The organism is Amycolatopsis sp. BJA-103 (genome assembly GCF_002849735.1).
Classification (GTDB): domain Bacteria; phylum Actinomycetota; class Actinomycetes; order Mycobacteriales; family Pseudonocardiaceae; genus Amycolatopsis.
In genome coordinates this window covers 9,362,572-9,386,170 of sequence record NZ_CP017780.1, presented here as the reverse complement: position 1 = coordinate 9,386,170, position 23,599 = coordinate 9,362,572, and the positions used below count along the sequence as shown (strand labels likewise).

Genomic DNA, 23,599 nt, shown 5'->3' with positions numbered 1-23,599 from the left:
AGAGAGTCAGGGGTTCGAGTCCCCTTAGCATTACCCTAGAGGTCTTACTAGAACAAGTGCCTCAATGAAGGCTACGAAGTAGAACCGCGATGCCTGAAGGCGAGCAAGGGCCACCCTCATTGCGGGTGGCCTTCTTATTTGTGGGCAGTGGGCTGGATGCTGCGGCCCGGTCGCGCTGGATGGCGTGGAGCAGCCCGAAGGGTTCCTGGAGTTCACCGTCTGCGATCTCCTCGTCCCCGATGTAGAGGGCTTGGAAGATCGTTTGGTTGAGCAGACGCCGCTGCTGGTCGTTGCAGCGGCGGTACAGCTTCTGGGCTGTTCGAGCAGCGCGAGACTGGCGTTGATGAGCTGGGGCGCTGTCGGTGAGAGCGGAGTTCGCGGTTTCGAGGCGCCACTCCAGCTTGCGTCGCTCGCTCGCGATGTCCCAGAGCCTCTCCCTGGCCACGTTGCCGTAGAAGCACGCCATCATCCGCCGAGCCGTTGCCCTTCCCACCACGCGGCCCAGAGTCCGGCATACACGCCACCCGCGGCGACCAGCTCGTCGTGCGTCCCGGCCTCGACGATCCGCCCGTGCTCCATGACGACGACGCGGTCACACGCCGCGGCCTGGGAAAGCCGGTGGGCGATCACCAGCGCGGTTCGGCCCTCGAGAGCGACCTGGGCGGCTCGGTCGAGCAGACCGGCGTGGGTGGAGCCGGCTTCGGCGGTCGCTTCGTCGAGGATCGCCAGCTCCGGGTCGGTGAGCAGCAGGCGGGCGAGGGCGAGCTGCTGTGCCTGGGCGTCGGTGAGCGGATACCCGCCGACACCGACGAGGGTGTCCAGCCCATCGGGAACCAGGTCGAGGAGCTCGGTGGCGTCGAGTGCCGTCCGGAGGTCCCGGTCGGTGGCCGACGGAGCGGCGAGGGTGAGGTTGTCGCGCAGGGTCCCGGCGAATACGTGGACCTCCTGGGTGACGACCGCGGTGCGGTCCGGGCGGGTCACCGTTCCGGCCGTGGGCGGACGGATGCCGGCGATCACGGCCGCGAGCGTGGTCTTGCCCGCCCCGGAGGCGCCGACGACGGCGACGTGCTGACCGGTGGCGATGTCGAGGGTCAGGCCGTCGAGCACACGCGGGGCGTCGTCGTCGTACCGGAACGCGACGTCGCGGAGCCGTACGGCGATGCCCGCCTCCGTCGCCGATCGCTGCCCCTCCTCCGCAGTGTCGGCCGGAATGGTGACGACGCCGACCATGCGGTTCAGCGAGGCGAGGGCGGACTGGAGGGTGTCGAGGACGAACATCAGCTGATTGACCGGCCCGAGCAGGCGCAGGACGAGCAGCATGGCGGTGGTGGCGCCACCGACGGTGGAGGCTCCGGCGTCGACGAGGACGAAGCCGACGACGAGCACGGCGGCCAGGCTCAGACATTCGCCGAGGTTCAGCCGGACGTTGAACCTGCTCTGCACGGTTCGGGCCCGCAGCGCCTGCACCGCGACGTGCCAGGAGGCGGCCATCACGGCGTGGTGCCGCTCCTCGGCGAGTCCGAAGCCGAGAACGGTGGCGTAGCCGCGCTGGGACTCGACGATCTGCTGGGCGCGCACGCTCATCGCCGCGCGTTCGGCGCGGTACACCCCCGATCCGGTGCGCAGGTACCAGCGCAGGGCGAGGGCGTACACGGGCAGCACGACGACGAGCGCGGCGGCGTAGGGCCACTCCAGCGCCGCGAGCCCGGCGAGCGACACGACGATGGTGAACGCGGTGACCGTGAGAGCCGGGATCACCGCGGGGGCGGCATCGGCCACGGCGGTGACGTCGTCGCTGGACCGGGAGATCAGATCCCCCGTGCCGGCGCGTTCGACGACGTGCTGCGGGAGCCTCAGGCCACGCTCCACGAGCCGTTCCCGCAGGTCGGCCAGGATGCGGTGGAAGACGCGGGTGGCCAGGACGATCGTCACCGCCGCGCAGGCGGCGCCGAGGACCGCCGAGCCCATCATGACCGCCGTGAGCATCAGGACCGTGCCGAGATCGGCGGTGCCTGCCTGCACCCGGTCGACGAGCAAGCCGATGGCCACGGGAACGGCCAGGTCGACGGCGGAGCCGGCGATCCCCACCCCGACGACGGCGGTGATGCGGAGCCGAAGCCCACGGCTGGTACGCCACACCTCGCGCGCCGTCTCCGGTCCGGTGGCGACGCGCAACGCACCGCCGGCGGTCGTCGTCGCGGTCATGTGACCTCCGTCCGGCCGGGAACCGGCACGTCGGCGAGCAGGTCCACGACGCGGTCGCAGCCGGCCAGCAGTGCCGGGGACGAGGCGATCAGCAGCGTCGAGCGTCCGGTACGAACGGCACCGAGTCTCCCCGCGATCACCTGCTCGGTCACCGAGTCGACAGCGGTGGTCGGGTCGTGCAACACCAGTACCGGCGCGTCGGTCGCCAGGGCACGCGCGAGCGCGACCCGTTGGCGCTGGCCCCCGGAGAGGCGGTTGCCGTTCTCGCCGACGGGATCGTCGAGGTCGGCGGCGAAGTCGTCGCAGGCCGCGGCCCGCACCGCGGCGTCCAGGCGCTCGGGCACGGCGCCCGTGGGAGTGAGATTGTCGCGGATCGTGCCGGTGAACAGCGTGACCCGGTGCGGCGCGACGGTGACCAGGGAGCGATACCCGGCCGGGCTCAGCTCGTGTACCGCGAGTCCGTCGAGCCGTACCTCGATGTCCCGGTCGCCCTCCGGGTTCAGCAGCGCCTCGGCGAGCCGTGCGGCGGTCGGGTCGTCGGCGCGCACTCCGACGAGCTCACCGGGCTCGACCTGGACACGCACGCCCGCACCGACCACGTCCAGCGTGGGCACCGCCGGCGCGGACACCGGGGATCGGCCGCCGTCGGCCGGTGCGGGCCCGTCCGCACCCCGCAGGACATCGAGCAGACGGGCGGAGGAGGCGCGGGAGCCCGCGAGGTTGGGGATGGAGAGTCTCGCGATCGACTCCACCTGTGGCAGCAGCGCCTGGGTGAGGCCGACGGTGGCGATCAGCCCGCCGACGCTCAGCTGCCCGCCCACGGCGAACCAGCCCGCCAGTCCGGTCACCGCGAGGACGAACACGCCGGTGACGACGCCCGAGCCCAGCAGGAACCGCCCGAGCAGCCCGGCGTTGCGCTGCGCGCCGACCAGGGCCGCCCCGCTGGCCTGCCGGTAGCGCGTGGTGGCCTCGGTCTCGGCCCGCACCCCCTTGATCACCCGGTAGCCGGCGACCAGATCCGTCGCCCGCCCGACCGTGGAGGCGAGCAGGGCCTGGTACTCGCGGGTGTCCCGGGACAGCCGCTCGCTGAGCAGTCCCATCAGCCAGACGGACACCGGCGCCCCGACCAGCACCACGAGCCCGAGCAGCCAGTGCGTCACCAGCAGCGAGGCGGCGATGAACCCGATGGTGAAGATTCTCGCGATCGGCATGATCGCGAGAAACGTCCCGTTGGACAGGCGTCCGACGTCGTTGGTCATGACCGACACGACCTCGCCGTCCGGTGCCCGGGTGGCTCCGCCGACGGGATGCAGTACCCGGGCGGAGAGGGTGGCCCGCAGCCGATGCTGCACCAGCTGGACCGAGGAAACGGTCAGCCGCAACGAGAGCCCGGCCGCCGCCGTCAACACGACGTACAGCGTGATCAGCACACCGAGCCACAGCCCCAGCTGGCCCGCGTCGCCGGTCGCGAGTGCCCGGTCGATCGCGACACCCATCACGACCGGGACCGCCGACTCACCCACCTGCCACACGATCGCCAGCAGCATCGCCGGGACGGTGCTCCGCCGCACCGATCCGATCACGTGCAGCACGAACCGGCCGGGAGTCGTCTCCGGCCCGACGGCGAACGGCCGTACCGCCGGCGTGCTGGGCGGAGTGTTCACAGACGTCTCCTGGCTTCGGTGAAAAGCAGCCAGCCGAGGTAGCCGCCACCGAGCACGACGGTGATGATCCCCACCGGGAGCGGGGTGGGCGCGACGTGCTGGGCGATGTAGTCCGCGGACAGGCACAGCAGCGCGCCCACGACGGCGGCGGGCGCGAGGGTGATCCCCGCGGTGCGAGCGAGCCGGCGGGCGATCTGGGGCGCGACCAGGGAAATGAACGCGATCGGCCCCGACGCGGCCGTGACCGTCGCCGTCAGCGCCACGCCCACCACGACCAGGCCGAGGCGTACCGAAGTGACCCGTACTCCAAGGGCGGCGGCCGCGTCGTCACCCAGCTCCATCTGTCGCATCGGACGGCTCGACATCCCCGCCAGCAGCAGGAGCACGAGAACACACGCGCCGCCGATGGTCACCTGGTTCCAGGACACGCCGTTGAGCGACCCGGTGCCCCAGGCCGCCGCGGCCATCGCCTGTTTCAGGTCGGCTTTGAGGATCAGCCAGGTGTTCAGCGAAGCCAGTAAGGTCGAGACGCCGATGCCGATGATGATCAGCCGGAAGCCCTGCACTCCGCGTCGAAAGGCGAACAGGTACACGGCGACGGCGGTGGCCATGCCGCCCAGCAGCGCCCCGCCGACCAGCTGCAAGTACGTGCCGTTGGCGACCAGGATCACCACCAGCGCGCCCGTGTAGGAGCCCTCGGAAAAGCCGATGACGGCGGGGTCCGCGAGCGGGTTGCGCAACATCGACTGGAAGATCGCCCCGCTCACCCCCAGCGCGGCACCGAACACCAGCGCGGCGGTCACCCGCGGGAGCCGCCACCCGACCACGATGTCGTTCACCAGTCCGGTCTGCCCGCCGGCCAGCGCGGAGACCACCTGCCCGGGGCTGAGCAGGTACGAGCCGGTCATCAGCGCGAGCACCGCGGTGCAGGCGATCACGAGCGCGAGAACCAGGCAGACGACGACCGAACGCAGGTCGAGCCGTACGGCGACCCGCCACCACCGCACGGTCAGCACCCGTCGCCCGGAGTCCACCCGCTCCCCGGGCGCCGGGCGGGCGCGGGCCGACCGTGACGACACGCCTGTGCTCACAGTCCGCTCGCTTTCTTCCGGCGCGCCAGCACGATGAGGACGGGGGCGCCGACGAAGGCGGTGACGACCCCGACCGGGATCTCGCCGGGCCGGATCACGAGCCGGCCGAGGATGTCGGAGGTCAGCAGCAGGACGGGGCCCAGCACGGCGCTGTAGGCGAAGATCCAGCGCTGGTGCGGGCCGACGATCCAGCGGGCCACGTGCGGCACCATGAGCCCGACGAAGGCGATCGGTCCGGCGATGGCCGTCGCACCCCCGGCGAGCAGGGTGATCGCGACGATCGCGAGGACGCGGGTGCGCGCCAGGGCGACGCCCTGGGCGACCGCCATCTCGTCACCCAGAGCCATGGCGTTGAGCGAACCCGACACCGCGACGGCCAGGACGAGCGCCACCGCGAAGAACGGCAGGACCGGCCACACCACGTCGAGCGAGCGGCCCGCCGTCGAACCGGCGTTCCAGCTCCGCATCGCGTCGAACGCGGCCGGGTTGGTCTGCTGGAGCGCCTCCCTGGCACCCCCGAGCACCGCGCCGACGCAGACCCCGGCGAGCACCATGACCACCGGCGAGGAGCCCTGCCGCGTCGACCCGATGGCGAGCACCATGAGCGTGACGATCAGCGCTCCCGCGAACGCGAACCACAGGTAGCCGTGGACGTCGCTGACGCCGAGCAGACCCACTGCGACCGTCACCGCGAAGGACGCGCCGGCGTGGACGCCGAGAATGCCCGGATCGGCCAGGGGGTTGCGGGTGAGCGCCAGGATCAGCGCGCCCGACAGGCCGAGCGCGACGCCGACGGCCAGACCCACGATCGTGCGCGGCAGCCGGTAGTCGCGGATCGCGAACTGGTCGATGCCCGCCGAAGAGTGGACCAGCGCGTCCCACACCACGGACGGCGCGATCGCCGTCGAGCCGATCATGACGCTCAGCACCAGCAGGACGGCCAGCGCCACCAGTGCGACGACCAGCCCGAGCACACGACGACGCGGTCCGGGCACCACCCCCACGGTGCCCGGACCGTCCCGCCGCAGGGCGAGGGCTGTCACCCCGTGGCCGGAAGGGTCGCCAGTGCGCGGTCGAGCGACTCCAGGTACCGGATGACGGATCCGTAGGAGTTGTTGCCGGGGCAGAAGACCCCGAGCGCGTGCCCGGAGCTCACCTCGGGCAGTGCCTTCCAGGTGTTGGTCTCGACCACCGGCTTGAAGGGCTCCGTCGGCCGGCCCGCGGCGTCGACGGGGTAGGTGATCACGTCGTACTTCGACAGCTCACCGATCTGCTCGAACGGCAAGGCCGTCCAGGCCAGGGGATCGGCGCCTTCGGCGGCCTTGGGGAACTTCATGCCGACCTCGTCCCTGGCGATCTCGGAGCAACCGATGTCGGCAATGGCGAACGTCCCGGGATCGGACGACGAGTAGCGGATGACGTCGACGAACGAGGTGCGGTCGATGATCCCGCGGTACTTCGCCTGTACCGCGGCGCGGCGCTGCTCGAACGCCGCCTTCTGCTCGCTCAGCGCACCGGTGATGTTGCCTGCCTGCGCGACTCCGTCGGCGAGGGCCTTCCACTCGGTGTCGAGGCCGAAGAACACGGTCGGGGCGATCACCGTCAGCTGCGCCTTGATCGACTCGAACTCGGGCTCGGGTATCTGGACCAGGATGAGGTCCGGCTTCAGACCGGCGAGCTTCTCCATGTCGACCTGGTCGGCGCTGGGCGCGAGAATCGTGGCCGACTTGTACCTCGACTGCTCGTCCGGGGACAACAGCGCGACGTCGGAGTCCGACTCCGCCGTGACGCCGACCGGTTTCCCGCCGAGGTCGATGAACGGCAGGGTCGTGTTGCCGAGGGTGGCGACACGCTGGGGCGCGACCGGGACCTTGACCGCGCCATTGCCGGCCTGCACGGTGCGGGTCTCGGCGGACGCGCCGGCGGGATCTTCGGTGCCGGCTCCGCCGCACGCGGTGAGGACGAGCGCCGTGCTCAACAGGGCGGCGGCCAGGGCGGCGCCGCGTCGTCGTAGAGGGGTCATGTCTTCTCTTCTTCGTTTCGGGGAAGGGTCAGTGCGTGTCGGGGTGGGTGTCGGGGTGGGTGTCGGGGCGCGTCAGTTCGTGGACCGTGGTGCCCCAGCCGACGGTGTGCGTCACGCACCGTTCGAGCCCTGCCCGGGCGATGACGGCGTCGAGCTCGTCGGCGGTGCGGAGCCCCGAGCCGTGCACGGTGAGGGCGAGCAGATCGGCTTCACCGTCGTGTTCGTCGAGGTCTTCGGTGTCGAAGAGGTCTTCGACCAGCAGGACCCGGCCGCCGGGAAGGAGGTTCTCGGCCGCTCGGCGCAGGGCATGAGCGGCATCGGCGTCGGCCAGGTTCTTGAACGCGCGGATGACGAACACGGCGTCGGCGGCGGGGCCGGGTTCGAAGACGGACTGTTCGACCACGTCGACCCGGGCGCGCTGCCGCTCGTCGGGGATGGTGTCGGGCAGGTCGCGGCGCAGCCAGTCGGCTTGCGCCGGCAACGCGCAGATCGTGATCCGCAGGCCGGGGTGGGCGGCGACGAACTCGGCGGCCTGGGCCCCCGCACCGCCGGAGTGGAGCACCAGGTGCCGGACACCGGAGAGGATGTCGGAGGCGGCGATCGGCTCGGCCAGCGTGGCCTGGAACTTCGCCAGTCGTTCCAGGTAGCGGTCCTCGTAGTCCTGTTCGGCCCGTACCTCGGCATAGGTCTGCCCGGCGACCGAGGCGTAGGCGGGCCGGCCGGTGCGGATCGACTCGGTGAGCCCGCGGATGCCGAGCATTTCGCGCCCCGCCACCCCGGCGGGGTGCAGGAAGTCGGCCATGAAGTCGACGGTCAGGACCTCGCCCACCGACGTCAGGTCGTAGTGGCCCGGTTCGGTCTCGGTCAGGATGTCCAGGGTGTGCAGGTAGCGCAACAACTTGCCCAGCGCCCGCTCGTCGGCGCCCGCCTTGCCCGCCAGGTCCGCCGTGGCGGTCACGCCGCGGGAGATCAGCTCGGGCAGGTCCAGTTCGACGGCGGTGCGGATCGCCATCGGTGCGATCAGCTCGGTCAGCTCGTGGAGCTTCTCGAGCGGGGTCCTCGTCTTCGCGGGATCGGGCACCGCCCCGTCGGTCTCCAGCGCGACGACCTCGCCGCGACGCCAGTACCCGCTGAACTCGATGTCCTGTTTGGACACTCCCCTGTCCTCGACCAGATGACGCCGGAGGTCGCGCACCGCCGCCTGTTCCCCGGCGAGCCAGGTGAACGGCCTGCCGTCCCACCAGGCGCAGTTCCTGACCGCGTCGACCAGGAGGCGGGTCGTACCGGCCTCGGCGCCGTCGCGCACGAGCCAGGTCACCTCGACGCCGGGCAGTTCACGCAGCTCCTGGCGGTGTTCGTCCTCGGCGACCTCGATGAACACCTGCGCCCTCGTGCCCTCGGGCAGCTCGTCGAGCAGGCGGGCGATCGCGGGGATCGTCGAGTCGTCCCCGGCGACCAGCAGCCAGTCCGCGTCCTGCGGGAGCGCCCGCGACGAGCTCGGGCCGAAGAAGTGGACGCGATCGCCGACCTGGGCGCGGTACGCCCAGGTGGTGCCGACGCCGATACCGTGCTTGAGGACGTCGATGTCCAGCTCGCCCGTCTCGGGCGCCCAGCGACGGACGGTGTAGAGCCTCGTCAACGGCCGCGGATCTCTCGGCAGGTCCAGGCCCTTCTCCTGCTGCACCGGCAGCACCGGCCGGTCCTGGCCGGGGTAGGGGAACACCAACCGGATGTCGTCGTCGAAACCGGTCGAGTCGAACGCCGGCCGGGCGAAGCCGTTCGCCGAGGTGAACTCGCCCAGCTGCGCACCGGTCACGGTGATCCGCCGCATCCCCGGCGTCAGGTCCCGCACGCGGGTGACCTCGACCTCCCGCAGGGTCAAGGGGCGCACGGTGATCCGGCGTGAAGTCTTCGGCATGCGGGGAACAGCCCTTCCGAACGGGACGAAGGTGACGAGGCCGCCCTCCACCATCGACAGGGGGCGGAGCTAATGTTAGGCAATCCTTACTCCTCGCGGTGTGCGTGGATCGCCACATAGTTAGGACGCCATGGGCGTGGATGTCCGGCCGCCGTCGATCCCCCGGGTGCGGTCCAGCGGCTCATGGGACCAGCCCGAGCATCTCCTGCTCTGGGTCCGTACGGGCTCGGCGTGCCTCCGGATGGAGGACAGCCCGGAGTGCCGGCTCGCCGGCGGCGAGGGTGTCTGGATTCCGGCGAACCCCGGCAACCGGTGGACGCTCGTCACCGAGCCGGGCACGGTCGCCTTCCCCCTGTTGACGCATCCGAGTCTCGCCGCCGAGACCCATTCCGAGAACACTGCCGAGCCGAGACGGTTCGTGGTTCCCGACGGCTGGCAGGACTGGCTGATCCAGCACTTCAACCTCATGGTCACGCCGCTGACCGGCCACGGATACTCCCAGGACGCGCTCGTCGATCTTCTTCGCGGCGCTGGACGGCGACCGCCGCCGCGAAGCGAAGACACCCGGCCGGACGGGGTCGATCCGCCGTCGATGCCGAGAGCCGGCGGGGCCCGGGAAGTGGCCGACGAGCTGCTGCGGAATCCCGCGCTCGACTTCACCGTCGACGAGTGGGCGGCACGGGTGCTGTCCAGCCCGCGGACCCTGCTCCGCGACTTCCGCGCCGACACCGGGCTGACCTTCGAGCAGTGGCGGCTGCGCTGCCGGTTGAGCGCGGCCGTCGAGTTCCTGGCCGCCGGGCTCGGCGTCGACCAGGTGACCGCGCGGGTGGGCTTCGCCAGCCGCAGCGGATTCACCCGCGCGTTCAGGCAGCAGTTCGGGTCGACTCCGTACGGGTTCAGCCGGACGCTCTCCGCGCACCCTGCCGCCGGTGAACACTCCCGGCGCACGGCTGCCGTGCGTCAGGCCGAGGACCTCGTGACGATGATGCGGGGAGGCCGGGTCGCGCCGGACGCACCCGGGTTGCTTCCCGCGACTCGCACGATCCCGCACGCCAACGACTCCCATGTGCTCTGCTGGGCGTACCGCGGCAGCGGATACCTGGGCGTCGGCGAACGTCGTTACGAGTGGGGCCGGGGCGTCGCGACCTGGATCCCGGCGGGCGTGGAGCATGTCACGGGCGTGCATCAGGACTCGATCTCGCTGCCGATCGGGGACGCCGATGCCGGCGACCTGCGGCTGACCGAGCCGTTGCAGGTCCAGTTCTCGCCCGACTGGGACGACTACCTGCTGTTCTGCTCCATCATCGCGCGCACCCCGATGCGGCCGGACGGCTATGACCCCGGCCATGTCCTCGACCTGTTCGCCGACCAGGTCGCCGCGCAGCGAGCGCTGTCGCTGCCGATGCCGACCGACCCCCTGGCACGGGGAGCCGCCATCGACTACCTGCGCCGCATCGGTACTTCCGGCGGGTCAGGACCCGACGTGCCCGCCGCCGTCCACCGGACCTTCCGCGAACAGACCGGTATGAGCTTCTCCCGGTGGCGCTACGCCGCCCGCATGCGCATCGCCCGGGACATGCTCGCCGGCTTCGCCAAACCCAGCGCCGTCGCCCGCCGCCTCGGGTACGCCCACCTCCCGACCTTCAGCTCCGCCTTCACCCGCTTCCACGGCCTTTCACCGCGCGATTACCAGGAGCGTGAGACCAGGAGGCCCTGACCTACGGGACCCTCCCAAATACCAGTTCTTCCTTATATAAGTCATGCCTGTTACGGTCCGGTTTGTGCATGCGTTCGACATCCTCGGCGAGCGCGGGCAGCGCGGGCAGGGTGATCCCGGCGGACGGCGTGAACTCGACTTAAGGAGTCATGACATGAAGGACATACTGGACGAACTGGCCGCTGCGCGCCGGACCATGGGTGCGGCCACCCTGCCCGCCGGCGACGCTTACACGATGGAGCTGCGGCGTCGCTACGACGCGTCGGTCGACGAGGTTTGGCACGCCATCACCGATCCTGAGCGCCTGGGCCGCTGGTTGAAGCCGGTCACCGGAGACCTGCGACTCGGCGGGTCGTTCGAGCTGGACGGCGGCGAACACGGCGAGATCCTCCATTGCGACCCGCCGCGGCGGCTACGGGTGTCCTGGCTCTTCGGGCCGGGCGCCGACGAATGGCCGGGCACGAGTGAAGTCGAGGTGCGCCTGTCCGCGGGCCCTGCCGGGGATACCGAGTTCGAACTGGTCCACGCGGCGGCCGTTGGGGAGCCCATGTTCCCGACCTACGGCCCCGGTGCCGGCGGTGTGGGCTGGGACCTGCATCTCCTTACGCTGGCCCGGTTTCTGACCGACGGCGAGACGCTCGATCACGAGGAGTTCCAGACCTCGCCCGCAGGACGCGAGTTCGCCAGGCGCAGCGCCGCGGCATGGGGCGAAGCCCATCTGGCCGCGGGTGGCGATCCGGTTCACGTGGCGGCCGCGGTCGAGGCCACCACCGCGTTCTACGTCCCCGGAGGGGACGAGCGATGAACTGACGGTCACGTGGAATGGCTCGGTGAGGGTGGCTTTCACCGCGGATCCGCGGTGAAAGCCACCCTCACCGCCTTCACTTGAGGCGTACCGGAAGACTCGTGTGCCCGTTCGAAATGAACGACGGCATCTTCTCCAGTTCGGAAACCTCCGCCGCCAGGGCCAGATCGGGGAACCGTTCGAACAGCGCCGGTAGTGCGAGTTCCGCCTCCAGCCGCGCCAAGGGCGCGCCGAGGCAGTAGTGCACCCCGTGCCCGAACGACAGGTGCTGACTCTTCGACTCCCGCGAAAGCCGGAACTCGTCCGCGTCGGAACCGTGCGCCTCGGGCGAGCGGCCCGCCGCCGCGTACGAAGCCAGGATCGCCTCGCCCGCCTTGATGTGCACCCCGTCGATCTCGATGTCCTCCACCGCGTACCGCAGCGGAAGGTTCGCGATCGGCGCCTGCCACCGCATGGTCTCGTCGATCACCTCGGCCCAGGTGTGCTCCCCTGAGCGCACCTTCGCCAGCTCCTCCGGATGCGTCAGCAGCGCCAGGATCGCGTGGTGCAGCAGGTTCACCGTGGTCTCGTGCCCGGCCGAGATCATCAGGATCAGCGTGTCGATCAGCTCGGCCTCCTCCAGCACCGAACCGTCCTCGTCCCGCGCGGCGATCAGGCCGCTGGCGAGGTCCTCACCGGGGTTCACCCGCCCGTTCGCCACCAACTGCCCGAGAATCCCGTACATCAGCACGCCGTTCGCCTGCGCCTCCTCGGCGCTGAGCGAGGTGTTGAACACCCCGTCCACCGCGCGCCGCAGCTCCGGCCGGTGCTCCTCGGGCACGCCGAACAGCTGGCAGATCACCTCGATCGGCAGCGGATAGGCGAAGTTCTCCCTCAGGTCCACCGAATCCGGCCCGGCGGCGAGCCGGTCCAGCAGGCCGGTGGTCAGCTCCTCGACCCACGGCCGCAGTGCTTCCACCCGGCGCGGGGTGAACGCCTTCGACACCAGCGAACGGAGCCGCCGGTGGTCGCCACCGTAGGCGGTGAACATGTTCTGCACCGAGACCCAGATCCGCAGCGGCCAGTCCTCGGGGATCTCACCGTCGCGGTAGGCCGCCCAGTGCAGGTTCGGGTTCTTCGACACCCGCGGGTCGGCCAGCAGTTTCCGCAGCAGTTCCGGCTGGGTTACTGACCACGCCACCACTTCGCCAGGGAGTTCCACCAGCGTCGCGGCTCCGCGGGCGCGGAGTTCGGCGCCTTCGGTGTGGACGTCACGGCCGTTGGGATCGAGGACGAACGGGCGGGCTGGTGCCATGGGTGCTCTCCTGTCGGGTCGGGAACGGGACTGGCCGGTGCGACGACGGGGGTGAACAGGACCGGGAGACCGGCCAGCGCGCGGTGGAACGGTCCCGGCCGCCAGCGCAGTTCGGCGTCCGGCACGGCCAGGCGCAGATCCGGCAGCGCGTCGAGCAGGGTCTCGATGGCAGTGGTGGCGATCAGCCGCGCCGGGCCCTGCGCGGGGCAGGAGTGCACCCCGGCGCTCCAGGCGATGTGCGCCCGGTTACCGGCCCGCTGGGCCTCCCCCAGCTCGGGATCGGTGTTGGCGGCGGCGAAACTGATCACCACGGGCTCGTCGGCGGGCAGACGCGCGCCCATCAGGTCGGCCGCCGGATAGGGGTAACCGGCGGAGTAGTTGGCCATCGGCGGGTCGCTCCAGAGGATCTCCTCCAGCGCGTCCTCCACGTGCAGACTGCCGCCTGCCAGGTCCCCGGCGAAGCGCTCATCGACCAGCAGCAGGCGCAGCCCGTTGGCGATCAGGTTCTGCTGCGGTTCGGTGCCCGCGCCCATCAGCAGCACCAGCTGGTGCAGCATCTCCTCGTCGGTCAGCCTCGAGGGATGCGCCATCATCCACGAGGGCACGTCCTGGCTCGGCTGCCGTCGCTTGAGCGCCAGCAGGTCCAGCATGGCCGCGGTCAGCTCGGCGTTGGCGCGCTCCGGGTCCACCATGTCGAAGATCCCGCGCATCCCCGCGGTGAGCCGCTCGCCCAGTTCCGGCGGGCAGCCGAAGAGGTGGTTGAACACCTGCAGGGAAAGGGTTCCGGCGTACTCGGTGAGCAGATCCGCCCGGCCGTTCCGGGAGAACTTCGCGATCAGCTCGCGCGCGGCCTTCTCCACGTAGGCCAGAAGGGCGTGCGGGTTCACCCGCGAGATGCTGTCGGTGACCGCGCTGCGGTAGCGCGCGTGCACCGCGCCGTCGGTGAACAGGCAGTTCGGCCGGTAGCCCATCATCGGCATCACCGGGTTGTCCGGCGGCTGACCGGCCTGCCAGCGGCGCGGGTCCCGCGGATAGGTCTGCGGGGAGCGCAGCACGTCCAGCGCCGCCTCGTAGCTCAGCACCAGGCTCGCGTTCACCCCCGGCGACAGCTCGACCGGCGCGACGTGGCCGTGTTCCTTGCGCATCCGCGCGTAGACCCTCGCCGGGTTCGCGGCGAACTCCTCGTCGTAGAGCGGGGTGCGCGTCGCGTGAGCGGGACAACCGGGGGGCGGGATGGCGGGAACGGTCACGAATGCTCCTGGCGGCCGGGAGTGAACAGGTAGTCGACCAGGCTGATCAGCGCCGAGGCGGCGGACGCGCGATCGCGGGCGTCACAGGTGACCAGCCGGGTCTGGGGTAGCAGATCGAGCGCCTCGCGCACCTCGGCATCGGGGAAACGCGGCGCGCCGTCGAACTGGTTGACCGCCACCGCGTAGGGCAAATCCAGTTCCTCCAGCAGGCCCATCACGTCGAAGGAATCCTGCAGGCGGGTGGGATCGACCAGCACCAGCGCCCCGAGCGCGCCGTGGGCAAGGTCCTTCCACATCTGCGTGAACCGCTGCTGGCCCGGGGCGCCGAAGAGGTAGAGCACCACCTCGTCGCTCAGTGTCAGACGTCCGAAGTCCATGGCCACCGTGGTGGTGTCCTTGCCGCGCACGCCGGACAGGTCGTCGACCAGTGCGCCCGCCTGGGTCATCCGCTCCTCGGTGCGCAGCGGGCGGATCTCCGAGAGCGTGCCGACGAAGGTGGTCTTCCCCACCGCGAACGGGCCGACGATGAGGATCTTCACCGAGGTCCGGACCGTGGCGGGAACGTATCGGTCAGGTGAGAGCACGGAGGCCATCGAGTACCTTCTGGAGGAGTTGCTGGTCGGGGACTTCGGTCTCGCGCACCGCGGCCCGTGCTTCGATGTGCCCGCTGTCGAGCAGGTCCGACAACAGCACCTTGGTGACGCTGGTGGGCAGCTTGAGATGCGCCGCCACCTCCGCGACGGCCAGCGCGCCGCCCCGGCACAGCTCCATCACCCGCCGTTTTTCCGGGCTCAGCCCGGTCACCGGCGCCCAGGTGGCCAGCACCACGGTGGCCACGTCCAGGGTGTTGCGGGTCGGGTGGGCCCGGCCCTCGGTGACCACGTGCGGCCGGACCAGCGCCCGTTCCCGCCGTTGCCCGCTCATGCCGGGTTGCCAGGTCCCTCGGCCGGAAAGCGCGGTGGCGCGGTGAGTTCCTGGCCGAGCCTTTGCACCAGCTCTTGCAAGCGCGAGGAAACGCCCTCGATGTCCACCCGGCCGGTGGTGGACACCGCGACGTAGGCGCCCTGTCCGGCGGAGGTCAGGAAGACGAACCCGCCGTCGAATTCGATCAGCGTCTGCCGCCACTGCTCCGGCGGCTGACGGCAGAACTCGCCGGTGGCGCGGGCGAGCGACTGGAGCCCGGAGACCGCGGCGGCGGTGCGCTCGGCGTCCTCCACGGTGATTCCCTGCGAATGGGCCATCAGCAGGCCGTCGGCCGAGAGCAGCACCGCGGAGATGGTCTCCGGCATCTGCAGGGCCTGGTCGAGCATCCAGCCCAACCGGTTGTTGGTGGTGACGGAGCTGCTCACTGGAAATCCCTTTCGTCATCGGTGGAAGAAGCGCGGCCCTGGCGGGTGCCGCGCTGCCAGGCCGTGGCCGTGGCGACCGGGCTGTGGTTCACCGGGGACTCGGTCACTTCCGGCGCGGCGGGCGGCGGCACCGGAACCGACAGCGTGGTGGTGGCCGCCCCGGTCACCGGGGCGCGTCGGCGACGGCGGGGCAGGCCGTGCTCGGTGGTACCCAGTTCCTCGGCCGGTTCGGCCGGCTGTGGTTCCGGCGCGGGAACGCGCACGCGCGGGGTCGGGCTGGGGGTGATCGCGGCCGGGCTGGCGGGCGCGGCCAGCGACGGGACCTCTTGCGGTGCCGGCACCGGGACGGCGGCGCGGGTGAGCAGCTCGCTCGGCAGGAACAGCACCGCGCGCACCCCGCCGAAGGGCGAGCGCATGTCCACCGAGACGCGGAAACCGTAGCGGTGGGAAAGCACGCCGATGACGGCGAAGCCGATCCGCGGCGGCACACCGAGCGCGGCGATGTCCTGACCGCCGTGGCCTTCCAGTAGCCAGCCCGCGCGCTGTACCGCTTCCACCGTCATGCCGACCCCGGCGTCGTCGATGACGATCGCCAGCCCGTTGTGCGCCTGCTGGAAGCTGACCTGCACGGGTGAACCGGGCTGCGAGTGGCGGGCGCCGTTGTCCAGCAGCTCGGCCACCGCGAGCACCACCGGCTCTACGGCCTGGCTGACCACCGCGGTGTCCGAAGGCGCCGGGATCTGCACGCGCGCGTAGTCGCGGATGCGGCCGGTGGCCCCGCGCACCACGTCGGTCAGGGTCGCTGCGGAGCGCTGCAAGCCCGGCCACGAACCGCACAGCACGGCGGTCGCCTGGGCACGGCGGCCCAGCTGCGAGTTCGCGTGATCCAGGCCGAGCAGACCGTCGAGCACGTCGGGATTGTCGTGGCGCTCCTCCATCGCCGAGATCAGCACCTGCTGCTCCCCCGCGAGGTTCTGCACCGTGCGCATCATCGCGCGCAGGGTGGCGGCGGCGGATTCGGCGGCGTTGCGGCGGGTCTGGCCGGTCAGCTCGCCGATCACCACGAGCAGTTCGCGGTGGGGGTCCTCGCCGTTGAAGGCACGCAAGGGGCCGGGCACGGTCACGGCCTGGTTGGCCTGCGACTCGACGAGGGCAGGCAGCCGCCTGTGCAGCAGGTGCCTGTCCTCCTCTTGACGGGCGCGGAGTTCGGCCAGCAGCTGCTCACCACGACGGCCGGTGTTGACGGTGACCCGGCGCTGGCGCACCAGCAACAGTGCGAAGGCCGCGGCGAGCAGCGAGACACAGACCAGCGCCGCCGTCAGCAGGGGGTACTCCATGGAATCCTCACGATCGACAGGGCAGGGACGCCTGGGCCGAGCCGGGGGATCATGCGGCAGCTCCACGGCAGCGGGGATCGAAGGACGTCATCAGCAGCGAGTACCGTAGCGCAAACACGCCGTGAGCGGCAGCCGCTTCCCGCGAGAAAAGTGGTTCTGTGCAGGGTAAGGCGATCGGGCAGGGGTCACCTAAGTCCAGCGTTCGCTGAGCAGGTCCATGCTGGGCGGTGCCCCCGGCAGTGGATGGTCGCTCGGGCGTAGTCCGGCCAAGGCGATGGCGATCACCCGTTGCCGGGCGACGCGAGCCGCTTCCAACAGGTCTTCCCTGCCCTGGCGCTGGAATTGCTCGATCAGCGGCGACTTGCCGAGCTGTTCGACCAGCAGCAACACGTCGATCGCGGTGACGTCCGCGCGCAGCACACCCGCGTCGTGCGCTTTGGCGATCAGCGCGGCGAAAGCCTTGTCGGATCGGGCGTTCTTCTCGGCCATCTCGTCGGTGATGGTGACCATCCCGGCCAACGGCGCCAGCGAACCGATGCCGACCGCGCTGCCGACGTAGTGCACGAGCCCGTCCCAGGGGTCGTCGTTGGCCAGCCCCTGCTCGGCGATCTCGGTCCAATGGTCGAGCGCGATCTCCACCAGGTGCTGGAACAGCTCGGTCTTCGATCGATACCGGCGGTACAGGCTTCCGATGCCCACGCCCGCACGTGCCGCGATCGACGCGACGGACGTCTTCGCTCCGTCCACGGCCACGACTTCGCGCGCCGCTTCGAGCAATGCGCGGTCGTTGCGTTCGGCTTCCGCGTGCCTGGGCATGACCTGGATCATAGCGGCTTGCGGAGCGAAACGCTCCGGCCCTACGCTATCGGAGCGAAACACTCCGATACGAAGGGAATGCGATCATGAAGGACTTCGAGCAGGTCGTACTGGACAGCGACCGCCTGCAGAACGACCCGGACGGCTTCGCCGACCTGCTCACCGAGGACGTCAACCTGGTCAACATCGCCGGCCGCAGGCTGCACGGCCGCGAGGCCGTCCGTGCCGCCTACCACAAGGCGATGGCCTCCCAGCTCGCTCAGGTGCGGACCAGAATCGAGATCGACGACGCATGGCTGGTACAGCCGGACACCGCCGTCGTCACCGCGACCAAGCACGTCTCGGACGAACGGACCGCGCCGAACGCTCCCCTGCCCGACAAGGGCGCGGTCACGTTCGTGCTCGCCCGCCAGGACGAGAAGTGGTTGATCGCCTCGGTCCAAACCACACCCATCAAGTGACCGAGCCGATCAAAGGTGGTTGGGCGACCTCGGGATCACCGCACCCGACCACGAGAATCCCTGCGGGCCCAACGGCTTGACACCGGCGTCGGCGACGCAGGGCACCCGGATGCCGTCGACGGGTGACCCGTTGGAAAGCCGCTACGGCCGCTGGTCCCGGCAGGTGGTGCCGCAGTCGTTCTTCTGACCGGTGCCGGAAGGGCTGCGGAACTTCCTGATCACCACGGCCCACGAGCCCGCGCTCGAGCGTCCGCGGGACTACCCGGACGTACGCCGGACCACCACTGAGAAGCGCGATCCCGGCACCGGTCGTACGTCCTATGCGGACTTCACCTGCTTCCCGCCGTCCCGGACCGGGGATGAGGTGATCCGCGCCGCGGAAGGCGCGTGGCAGTCGCCGGATACTACGACCCGGCGACCGGTGAACCCCTCGTCTACTTCCCGGGGGTCAGCGGCGGGAGCAGGCCCGCCAGTAGGCCTTGAACTCTCCCTGAGTGTCCTGTGTGGACACTCAGGGTGCGGCCGACTCTCGTCGGCCGGTCCAGGTCCGCGACGCCGAAGGCTCCCTTCACCGCATCGAACGCGGCGAAGGGAGCCTTCAGTCCGGCACGACCCGCCCGTGAACACGCCAGGATTGTCGGGGCGGTCTGGTAGATGTTGGGGCATGTTCCGCGACTTCAACTTCAAGCTGCTGGTCATCGACAAGCTCATGTACCAGGACAAGCTCATCCAGCCCCGTTTCCGGATCGCCGACGTGCTCCACGCCAAGGGCGCCACCGGCGACCTGTGGAAGTACCTGCGCGAACAGGACCTGCTCTACACCGTCCTCGATGAAGCCCGCCAGTACTTCACCGACTTGGAGATCACCCCCGAACAACTGGCCGCTGTGGAAGAACTGACCACTGACGGCGGCTTGGAGATCTACCACCAGTGCTCGCCGTTCTGGGACGGAGAGGACGAGCTCTTCGACGTCACCTCACTGGACGACCTCGCCCTGCTGCCCAACCTCCGCGTGATCCACGGCGGCGACGAGGCCATGATGGCCGCCCCCGGCGCCGAGGACACCCTCAAGACCCGCGGAATCGCCGTGGGATGACCCCCGCGAGCGAGTGTTCGCCGGAGATTTCTGCCGCTGCCGAGCAGGCGGCCCCGCTCCCTGGCGGGAGCGGGGCCGCTGATCACGCGGTCAGTTGACGTACACCGAGTAGCCGATGCCACCCGACCTGGTGCCGTCGGCCGTGTTGCCCCGCACGAAGACCGTGTAGATGCCTAGGGCCGGTGGGGTCCACGTCATCGTCCCCGCACCCGAACCGTCCGCCGGTACGGTGAGCTCCTCCGTCACGGCGCCTCGGTCGTTCCGGACGGAGTAGGTGTACGAGACGATGCCCGGCATACCCGGCGTGAAGGTGAACGTCCCCGGCACACCGGCACCGCCCGACCACTCGCTTTCCGGGTATTCCTTGGACGACACGTACGGCGCGCTCAATATGGTGAAGTAGTACGTTTTCTCCTGCGAGGAGACATTTTCGGCGGTCACCGTACGCACCCGCAGGTTGTGGTGGGCCGAGCCTTCCGGCGGCAGCGGAGGAGTCCATGCCAGTACGGCTCGCCCGTTCTGAGCGGCTGTCCGCTGGAACGGACCCCAGCCGAACGAGTACTCGAACGCCACCGCGCCAGGCTGGCGGGCTTCGAACGTGAAGCTGCCGGGGAACACCCGCCCGTTCGCCTGGAACTCCTTCGAGGTCACCGTCGGATCGTTCGTCACCGTCCACGTGATGTTGTCCGCCGCCGACCACACGCCCGCCGTGTTCTTCGCGCGCGCCAGCATCTCGTAGTCGCCGATCCTCGGCGGGGTGTAGCTCACCGTCGCGGTGTTCCCGATGACCGGCACGGTCCACCTGGTCGCCGGGTCCGCCGTCAGCCAGTACTCGAACTCCACGGCGTTCGGCATCGGGGTGGTGAAGGTGAACGTGGCAGCCTTGCCCTCCGTCGCGATGTCACCCACGTAGCCGATCGTCGGACGCCAAGTGTTGAGCGACAACCGTTTCTCCGTCACCGGGGACAGCCCGCCGGACGCGTCGCGGGCCTGCACCCGCAGCACGTTCTGGTCAGCCGAGGTGAATTCGACCGGCAGCGTGGCGGTTCCGTCGGCGTTCGCCTTGACCGTCCACTTCGTACTCTCGGCACTCGCGAACCAGTAGTCGTACTCGGCCACGCCCGGCATTCTCGGTTTCGCCGTGTACGTGGCCGACGTGCCGAGGTCGACGTTTTCGGGCCCGCCCACCACCGGTGACGCGTCGACGAGGAATCGGTACTCCCGTTCCGGCGACTTTACGCCCGCGGTGTCGGTGCTGCGCACGAAAAGCACGTGATCACCACCGGTGGCCGGCGTGATCGTCACCTCGGCGACGCCGTCCTGGCCCGCCGTGACCGTGGCGGACGCGCCGTCGTCCAGCCGGTGGTCGTACGCCACGACGTTCGGCATCCCCGGCGCGAACCGGAACACACCCGGCACGCCGATGCCGCCGTCGGGGCCGCCCCGCGGCGGGTAGCGGTCGGACGTGACCGTCGGCCGCGTCTCCTTGACGATGAACGAGTGGTAGGTGCTGAGCGAGAGGTTGCCCGCCCGGTCCCACGCCCGCACGACCACCGACTGCCAGCCGTTGGTCGTCGGCGTGAAGCTGACGGTGGCCGTGCCGTCGGGGCCCGCGGCGATCTCCCGCGTTTCCCCGCCGAAGTTGTAGTCGTACCGCGCGACGTCGGTGGAACCGTTGGGGGAAAAGGTGAACTCGCCCGCCACCCCGACCCCGCCGCCCTCTGCGTCCGCGGGGTACGTCGCGGAGACGACGGCAGGCGCCTTCGGGTCCGTGCGGTCGACGGTGAACCGGCACGGGCCGACCGTGGACGACTTCGCGCCCCAGTTGTCCTGCGCGTACACCTCCCACGCGTAGGTGCCGTCGGCGAGGTCCGAGGTGTCCGGGTACGCCGCGGCGGGGTTGCCCGACCCGGCACCCGTGTGCCGTTGCGACGGGTCCGCCACCGGCCACCACGCGAACTGCCCGGACGTAAAGTCGCCGTCCGGGTCGGTTGCCTGTGCGCTCAGCTTCAACTGGCGGCTCGCCAGCGCTCCGGTGCCGTCCTTGGCACAGGGTTCGTCGTTGGCGCGGAGGTCGGTCGGCGTCGCGGGCGGCGCGTTGTTGACCACCCGCAGCGTTGCCGGAGCCTCGATCAGCCGATAGAACGCCGGGTCCGCCTCGTGGGCTTCGGCGACACGGAAACCCAGCGTGAGATGACGGACCTTGTGGGCGACCGCGTCCCGCACCGCGGTGGTGACGTCGAACGTGGCGTCGTTGTCGACGCAGGTGCCGTCGGCACCCCTGGACGCTACCCGTGTCCGCTCCACCGGGCGGTTCTGCCAGGTCGACTGCTTCGTGTAGGCGGAGGTCCGCCACACCTCGGTGGCGCGGCTGTCACAGCCGACGTAGTGCGTCTCGCCGGCCGACAGCAGCACCGTCGTGAACGGCGCGCCCCGCAACGAACTCAGGTCGAAATTCACGTAGGAGCGTTGGCGGTGCGGTGTGGTGTCCCAGGTACCGATCGGCGAGTTGCCGGATGGCTTGAAGTAGGCGGTGGTCGGTGTCGCCGAGTCGACGTGACCCCAGGACGTCGCGGACAGCGTCACCTCGGAACGCTGTTGACCGGTGGTTTCCGCTGCCGCCATCGCACCACCGGTGACAATCGGCGCGATGACGAGCGTGACGGTGAGCAACGTCAGTGATCTTCGAAAAGTCATGCTGGCCCTCCCCTTGTCCGTGCATGCATGACGAACACGCGTGAAGGGGAGAATCGGTTGCCGCCCGCGACCTCTCCGGTGAGCATTGGACGCCCTTGGGCGGGCTCATCGACCGGCTCTTCGATACCGACGACCTCACGGTGCCGGAGTCCGGCACGAAGGCCTGACCCCGTCGGACGGGGTCAGGCCTTGGACGTCAGCGTGCGGTGGGCAGGTAGTGCGGCGCCTTCCGGGCGTGGGTGGCCTGTTCGTAGGCGTAGGCGTAACCGAGCAGGGACGCGTCGGTCATGCGGGTGCCGAGGAACGAGATGCCGATCGGCAGCCCTGTCCGGGCGAAGCCTCCCGGAACGGTGATGTGCGGATATCCGGCTGCCGACGTGCTGCGGGTGCTGCTGACGAAGGGGCTACCGCCGCCCCCGAAGATCGGCGGGGCGGGCAGGTCGGTGGCCGTCACGATCGCGTCGAGGCGGTACTTCTTCACGACGGCGTCGATCGAGTCCCGTGCCTGTCCGGTCGCCGCCGCCCGGTGGGCGCGGTAGGTCGGATCGTTCAGGTTTCCGTCGGTCTCGTCGGCCATCTCGAGCAGGTCTTGGTCGAAGCCCGGCAATTCGATCGCCGCGTTCTTCTTGTTGTAGGCGATGAGGTCGGTGAGGTTCTTGGGATGCCCGCCCGGGGTCGCCGCGAGATAGCCGTTGAGGTCGTGCTTGAACTCGGTCAGCACGGCGGGCAGCAAATGCGGCTGGACCATTCCGATGACGTCGGGGACGTCCGCTCCTTCGACGACGGTGGCGCCCAGGGCGCGGAGCCGCTGAACAGTGGACTCGAAGACCCGGTCGACGTCGCGGTCGATTCCCTCGTGTCCCTTGCGCCACACACCGATTCGCTTGCCGCGCAACGAATCGCGGTCGAGCATGGTGCGGTAGTCGGCGGGCACGGCGCCCGCGACCGGTGCCGTGGCCGGATCCGCCGCGTCGGCTCCCGCCATCACCGCGAGGGTCAGTGCCGCGTCGGTCACCGTGCGGGCGATGGGGCCTGGGGTGTCGTGCTGGTTCGTGATCGGCACGACACCGCCGCGGCTGACCACCCCCAGCGTGGTCTTCATGCCGACCGTCGACGTCGCGGCGGACGGGCACACGATCGACGAGTCGGTCTCCGTGCCGATCGTCACCGTCGCCAGCCCGGCCGCCGCCGCTGCCGCGGAACCGCTGGACGAACCGCACGGGCTCCGGTCGAGGACGTAGGGATTGCGGGTCTGGCCACCGACGGCGCTCCAGCCCGGGATCTGCCTGGAGCCGTAGAAGTTGGCCCACTCGGACATGTTCGCCTTGCCGAGGATGACCGCACCGGCATCGCGCAGACGTTGCACCAGGAACGCGTCCTTGGCCGGTTTCGCCGTGCGCAACGCTGTCGAGCCCGCGGTGGTGGTCTGGCGGTCCGCGGTGTCGATGTTCTCCTTCAGCAGGATCGGAATCCCTTCCAGCGGTCCCCGCGCCTGGTGGGCGCGGCGACGGCTGTCGCTCTGGCGCGCGAGCGCGAGCGCGTCCGGATTCGTCTGCACCACCGCGTTCAGACGCGGATTGAGGGCGTTGACGCGATCGAGGTAGCCACGCGTGAGCCGCTCGGAACTCAGCAGCCTGCCATCCATGGCCCGCTGCAGATCCGGGATGGTCAGCCGGTCCAGCGCGGTGCTCATCTCCGCGGCCTGGAGCGAGGCCGGGCGATCGTCGGCGTGCGCCGCCGCGGGCAGCAGAAGACAGGCACCTGTCAGTGCCGCCACGATCCCACGCCGTCGTGTGCGAGCTGACGACCGCATTGTTTCCTCCTTGTTCGAGAACCGTTCACGGCGCCCCGAAATGGTGAACTTTCTGACGCGGGG

The 23,599-nt window shown here is 70.2% G+C and carries 21 protein-coding genes; 5 read left to right on the top strand and 16 right to left on the bottom strand.

Annotated elements, in window-relative coordinates; all coding sequences use genetic code 11:
• Positions 1 to 61: 61 nt before the first annotated feature.
• Genes BKN51_RS42395 through BKN51_RS42365 form a run of 7 tightly spaced genes read right to left on the bottom strand, consistent with a single transcriptional unit; the run spans position 62 to position 8,901 of the window.
• A complete protein-coding gene (locus tag BKN51_RS42395) occupies positions 62 to 496 on the bottom strand; it encodes a hypothetical protein (protein WP_146044391.1) in 435 nt (144 codons plus the stop codon).
• Entirely contained in the window at positions 466 to 2,205 is a 1,740-nt protein-coding gene (locus tag BKN51_RS42390; RefSeq protein WP_101612905.1) for an ABC transporter ATP-binding protein, read from the bottom strand. The genes BKN51_RS42395 and BKN51_RS42390 overlap by 31 nt, the downstream gene beginning before the upstream one ends.
• On the bottom strand, positions 2,202 to 3,869 hold the full coding sequence (locus BKN51_RS42385) for an ABC transporter transmembrane domain-containing protein (RefSeq protein WP_199193079.1): 1,668 nt from the start codon (positions 3,867 to 3,869) through the stop codon (positions 2,202 to 2,204). Before BKN51_RS42385 ends, BKN51_RS42390 begins: the two co-directional genes overlap by 4 nt.
• Positions 3,866 to 4,960 (bottom strand): FecCD family ABC transporter permease, encoded by a 1,095-nt coding sequence (locus BKN51_RS42380; RefSeq protein ID WP_233223956.1) that lies wholly within the window; start codon positions 4,958 to 4,960, stop codon positions 3,866 to 3,868. The genes BKN51_RS42385 and BKN51_RS42380 overlap by 4 nt, the downstream gene beginning before the upstream one ends.
• Positions 4,957 to 6,003 carry a FecCD family ABC transporter permease gene (locus tag BKN51_RS42375; RefSeq protein ID WP_233223946.1) on the bottom strand — a complete coding sequence of 349 codons (1,047 nt, stop codon included), beginning with the start codon at positions 6,001 to 6,003 and terminating at the stop codon, positions 4,957 to 4,959. The genes BKN51_RS42380 and BKN51_RS42375 overlap by 4 nt, the downstream gene beginning before the upstream one ends.
• On the bottom strand, positions 6,000 to 6,983 hold the full coding sequence (locus BKN51_RS42370) for an ABC transporter substrate-binding protein (RefSeq protein WP_101612903.1): 984 nt from the start codon (positions 6,981 to 6,983) through the stop codon (positions 6,000 to 6,002). Before BKN51_RS42370 ends, BKN51_RS42375 begins: the two co-directional genes overlap by 4 nt.
• Before the next feature lie 28 nt (positions 6,984 to 7,011).
• Positions 7,012 to 8,901 (bottom strand): siderophore-interacting protein, encoded by a 1,890-nt coding sequence (locus tag BKN51_RS42365; protein WP_101613817.1) that lies wholly within the window; start codon positions 8,899 to 8,901, stop codon positions 7,012 to 7,014.
• A 130-nt stretch (positions 8,902 to 9,031) separates the two neighbouring features.
• Between BKN51_RS42365 and BKN51_RS42360 the strand changes: the two genes are divergently transcribed.
• Complete coding sequence (locus tag BKN51_RS42360; protein ID WP_168214517.1) at positions 9,032 to 10,618, top strand: AraC family transcriptional regulator; 1,587 nt, start codon at positions 9,032 to 9,034, stop codon at positions 10,616 to 10,618.
• 154 nt (positions 10,619 to 10,772) lie between these two features.
• A complete protein-coding gene (locus BKN51_RS42355; protein WP_101612902.1) occupies positions 10,773 to 11,423 on the top strand; it encodes an SRPBCC domain-containing protein in 651 nt (216 codons plus the stop codon).
• A gap of 76 nt (positions 11,424 to 11,499) precedes the next feature.
• Here the strand turns inward: BKN51_RS42355 and BKN51_RS42350 are convergent, their stop codons facing one another.
• From BKN51_RS42350 to BKN51_RS42320, 7 genes are all read right to left on the bottom strand, one after another.
• Positions 11,500 to 12,606 (bottom strand): cytochrome P450 family protein, encoded by a 1,107-nt coding sequence (locus tag BKN51_RS42350; protein WP_101613815.1) that lies wholly within the window; start codon positions 12,604 to 12,606, stop codon positions 11,500 to 11,502.
• A complete protein-coding gene (locus BKN51_RS42345) occupies positions 12,588 to 13,967 on the bottom strand; it encodes a cytochrome P450 (RefSeq protein ID WP_101612901.1) in 1,380 nt (459 codons plus the stop codon). Before BKN51_RS42345 ends, BKN51_RS42350 begins: the two co-directional genes overlap by 19 nt.
• The gene (locus BKN51_RS42340) at positions 13,964 to 14,560 is read right to left on the bottom strand and encodes a GTP-binding protein (RefSeq protein WP_101612900.1); all 597 of its coding nucleotides are present in this window, start codon (positions 14,558 to 14,560) and stop codon (positions 13,964 to 13,966) included. Before BKN51_RS42340 ends, BKN51_RS42345 begins: the two co-directional genes overlap by 4 nt.
• A complete protein-coding gene (locus tag BKN51_RS42335) occupies positions 14,538 to 14,891 on the bottom strand; it encodes a DUF742 domain-containing protein (protein ID WP_020634220.1) in 354 nt (117 codons plus the stop codon). The genes BKN51_RS42340 and BKN51_RS42335 overlap by 23 nt, the downstream gene beginning before the upstream one ends.
• Positions 14,888 to 15,316, bottom strand: coding sequence for a roadblock/LC7 domain-containing protein (locus tag BKN51_RS42330; protein WP_005153253.1), 429 nt, complete (start codon positions 15,314 to 15,316; stop codon positions 14,888 to 14,890). Before BKN51_RS42330 ends, BKN51_RS42335 begins: the two co-directional genes overlap by 4 nt.
• The gene (locus BKN51_RS42325; RefSeq protein ID WP_101612899.1) at positions 15,313 to 16,653 is read right to left on the bottom strand and encodes an ATP-binding protein; all 1,341 of its coding nucleotides are present in this window, start codon (positions 16,651 to 16,653) and stop codon (positions 15,313 to 15,315) included. The genes BKN51_RS42330 and BKN51_RS42325 overlap by 4 nt, the downstream gene beginning before the upstream one ends.
• A gap of 189 nt (positions 16,654 to 16,842) precedes the next feature.
• Positions 16,843 to 17,469: a TetR/AcrR family transcriptional regulator gene (locus BKN51_RS42320; RefSeq protein WP_199193077.1), complete on the bottom strand. Its 627-nt coding sequence runs from the start codon at positions 17,467 to 17,469 to the stop codon at positions 16,843 to 16,845.
• Between the two features lie 86 nt (positions 17,470 to 17,555).
• On the opposite strand from BKN51_RS42320, the gene BKN51_RS42315 reads away from it, so the two are divergent.
• The 3 genes from BKN51_RS42315 (at position 17,556) to BKN51_RS42310 (ending at position 19,026) form a co-directional block, all read left to right on the top strand.
• Positions 17,556 to 17,930 carry an SgcJ/EcaC family oxidoreductase gene (locus tag BKN51_RS42315; protein WP_101612897.1) on the top strand — a complete coding sequence of 125 codons (375 nt, stop codon included), beginning with the start codon at positions 17,556 to 17,558 and terminating at the stop codon, positions 17,928 to 17,930.
• 19 nt (positions 17,931 to 17,949) lie between these two features.
• The gene (locus tag BKN51_RS43420) at positions 17,950 to 18,117 is read left to right on the top strand and encodes a hypothetical protein (protein ID WP_158255794.1); all 168 of its coding nucleotides are present in this window, start codon (positions 17,950 to 17,952) and stop codon (positions 18,115 to 18,117) included.
• Between the two features lie 477 nt (positions 18,118 to 18,594).
• Positions 18,595 to 19,026 carry a DUF6892 domain-containing protein gene (locus tag BKN51_RS42310; protein ID WP_101612896.1) on the top strand — a complete coding sequence of 144 codons (432 nt, stop codon included), beginning with the start codon at positions 18,595 to 18,597 and terminating at the stop codon, positions 19,024 to 19,026.
• Positions 19,027 to 19,116: 90 nt separating this feature from the next.
• On the opposite strand, the gene BKN51_RS42305 is transcribed toward BKN51_RS42310, so the two are convergent.
• Positions 19,117 to 21,723, bottom strand: a complete 2,607-nt coding sequence (locus BKN51_RS42305) for a hypothetical protein (RefSeq protein WP_146044390.1) — start codon at positions 21,721 to 21,723, stop codon at positions 19,117 to 19,119.
• 196 nt (positions 21,724 to 21,919) lie between these two features.
• A complete protein-coding gene (locus tag BKN51_RS42300) occupies positions 21,920 to 23,500 on the bottom strand; it encodes an amidase (protein ID WP_335645062.1) in 1,581 nt (526 codons plus the stop codon).
• Between the last annotated feature and the right edge of the window lie 99 nt (positions 23,501 to 23,599).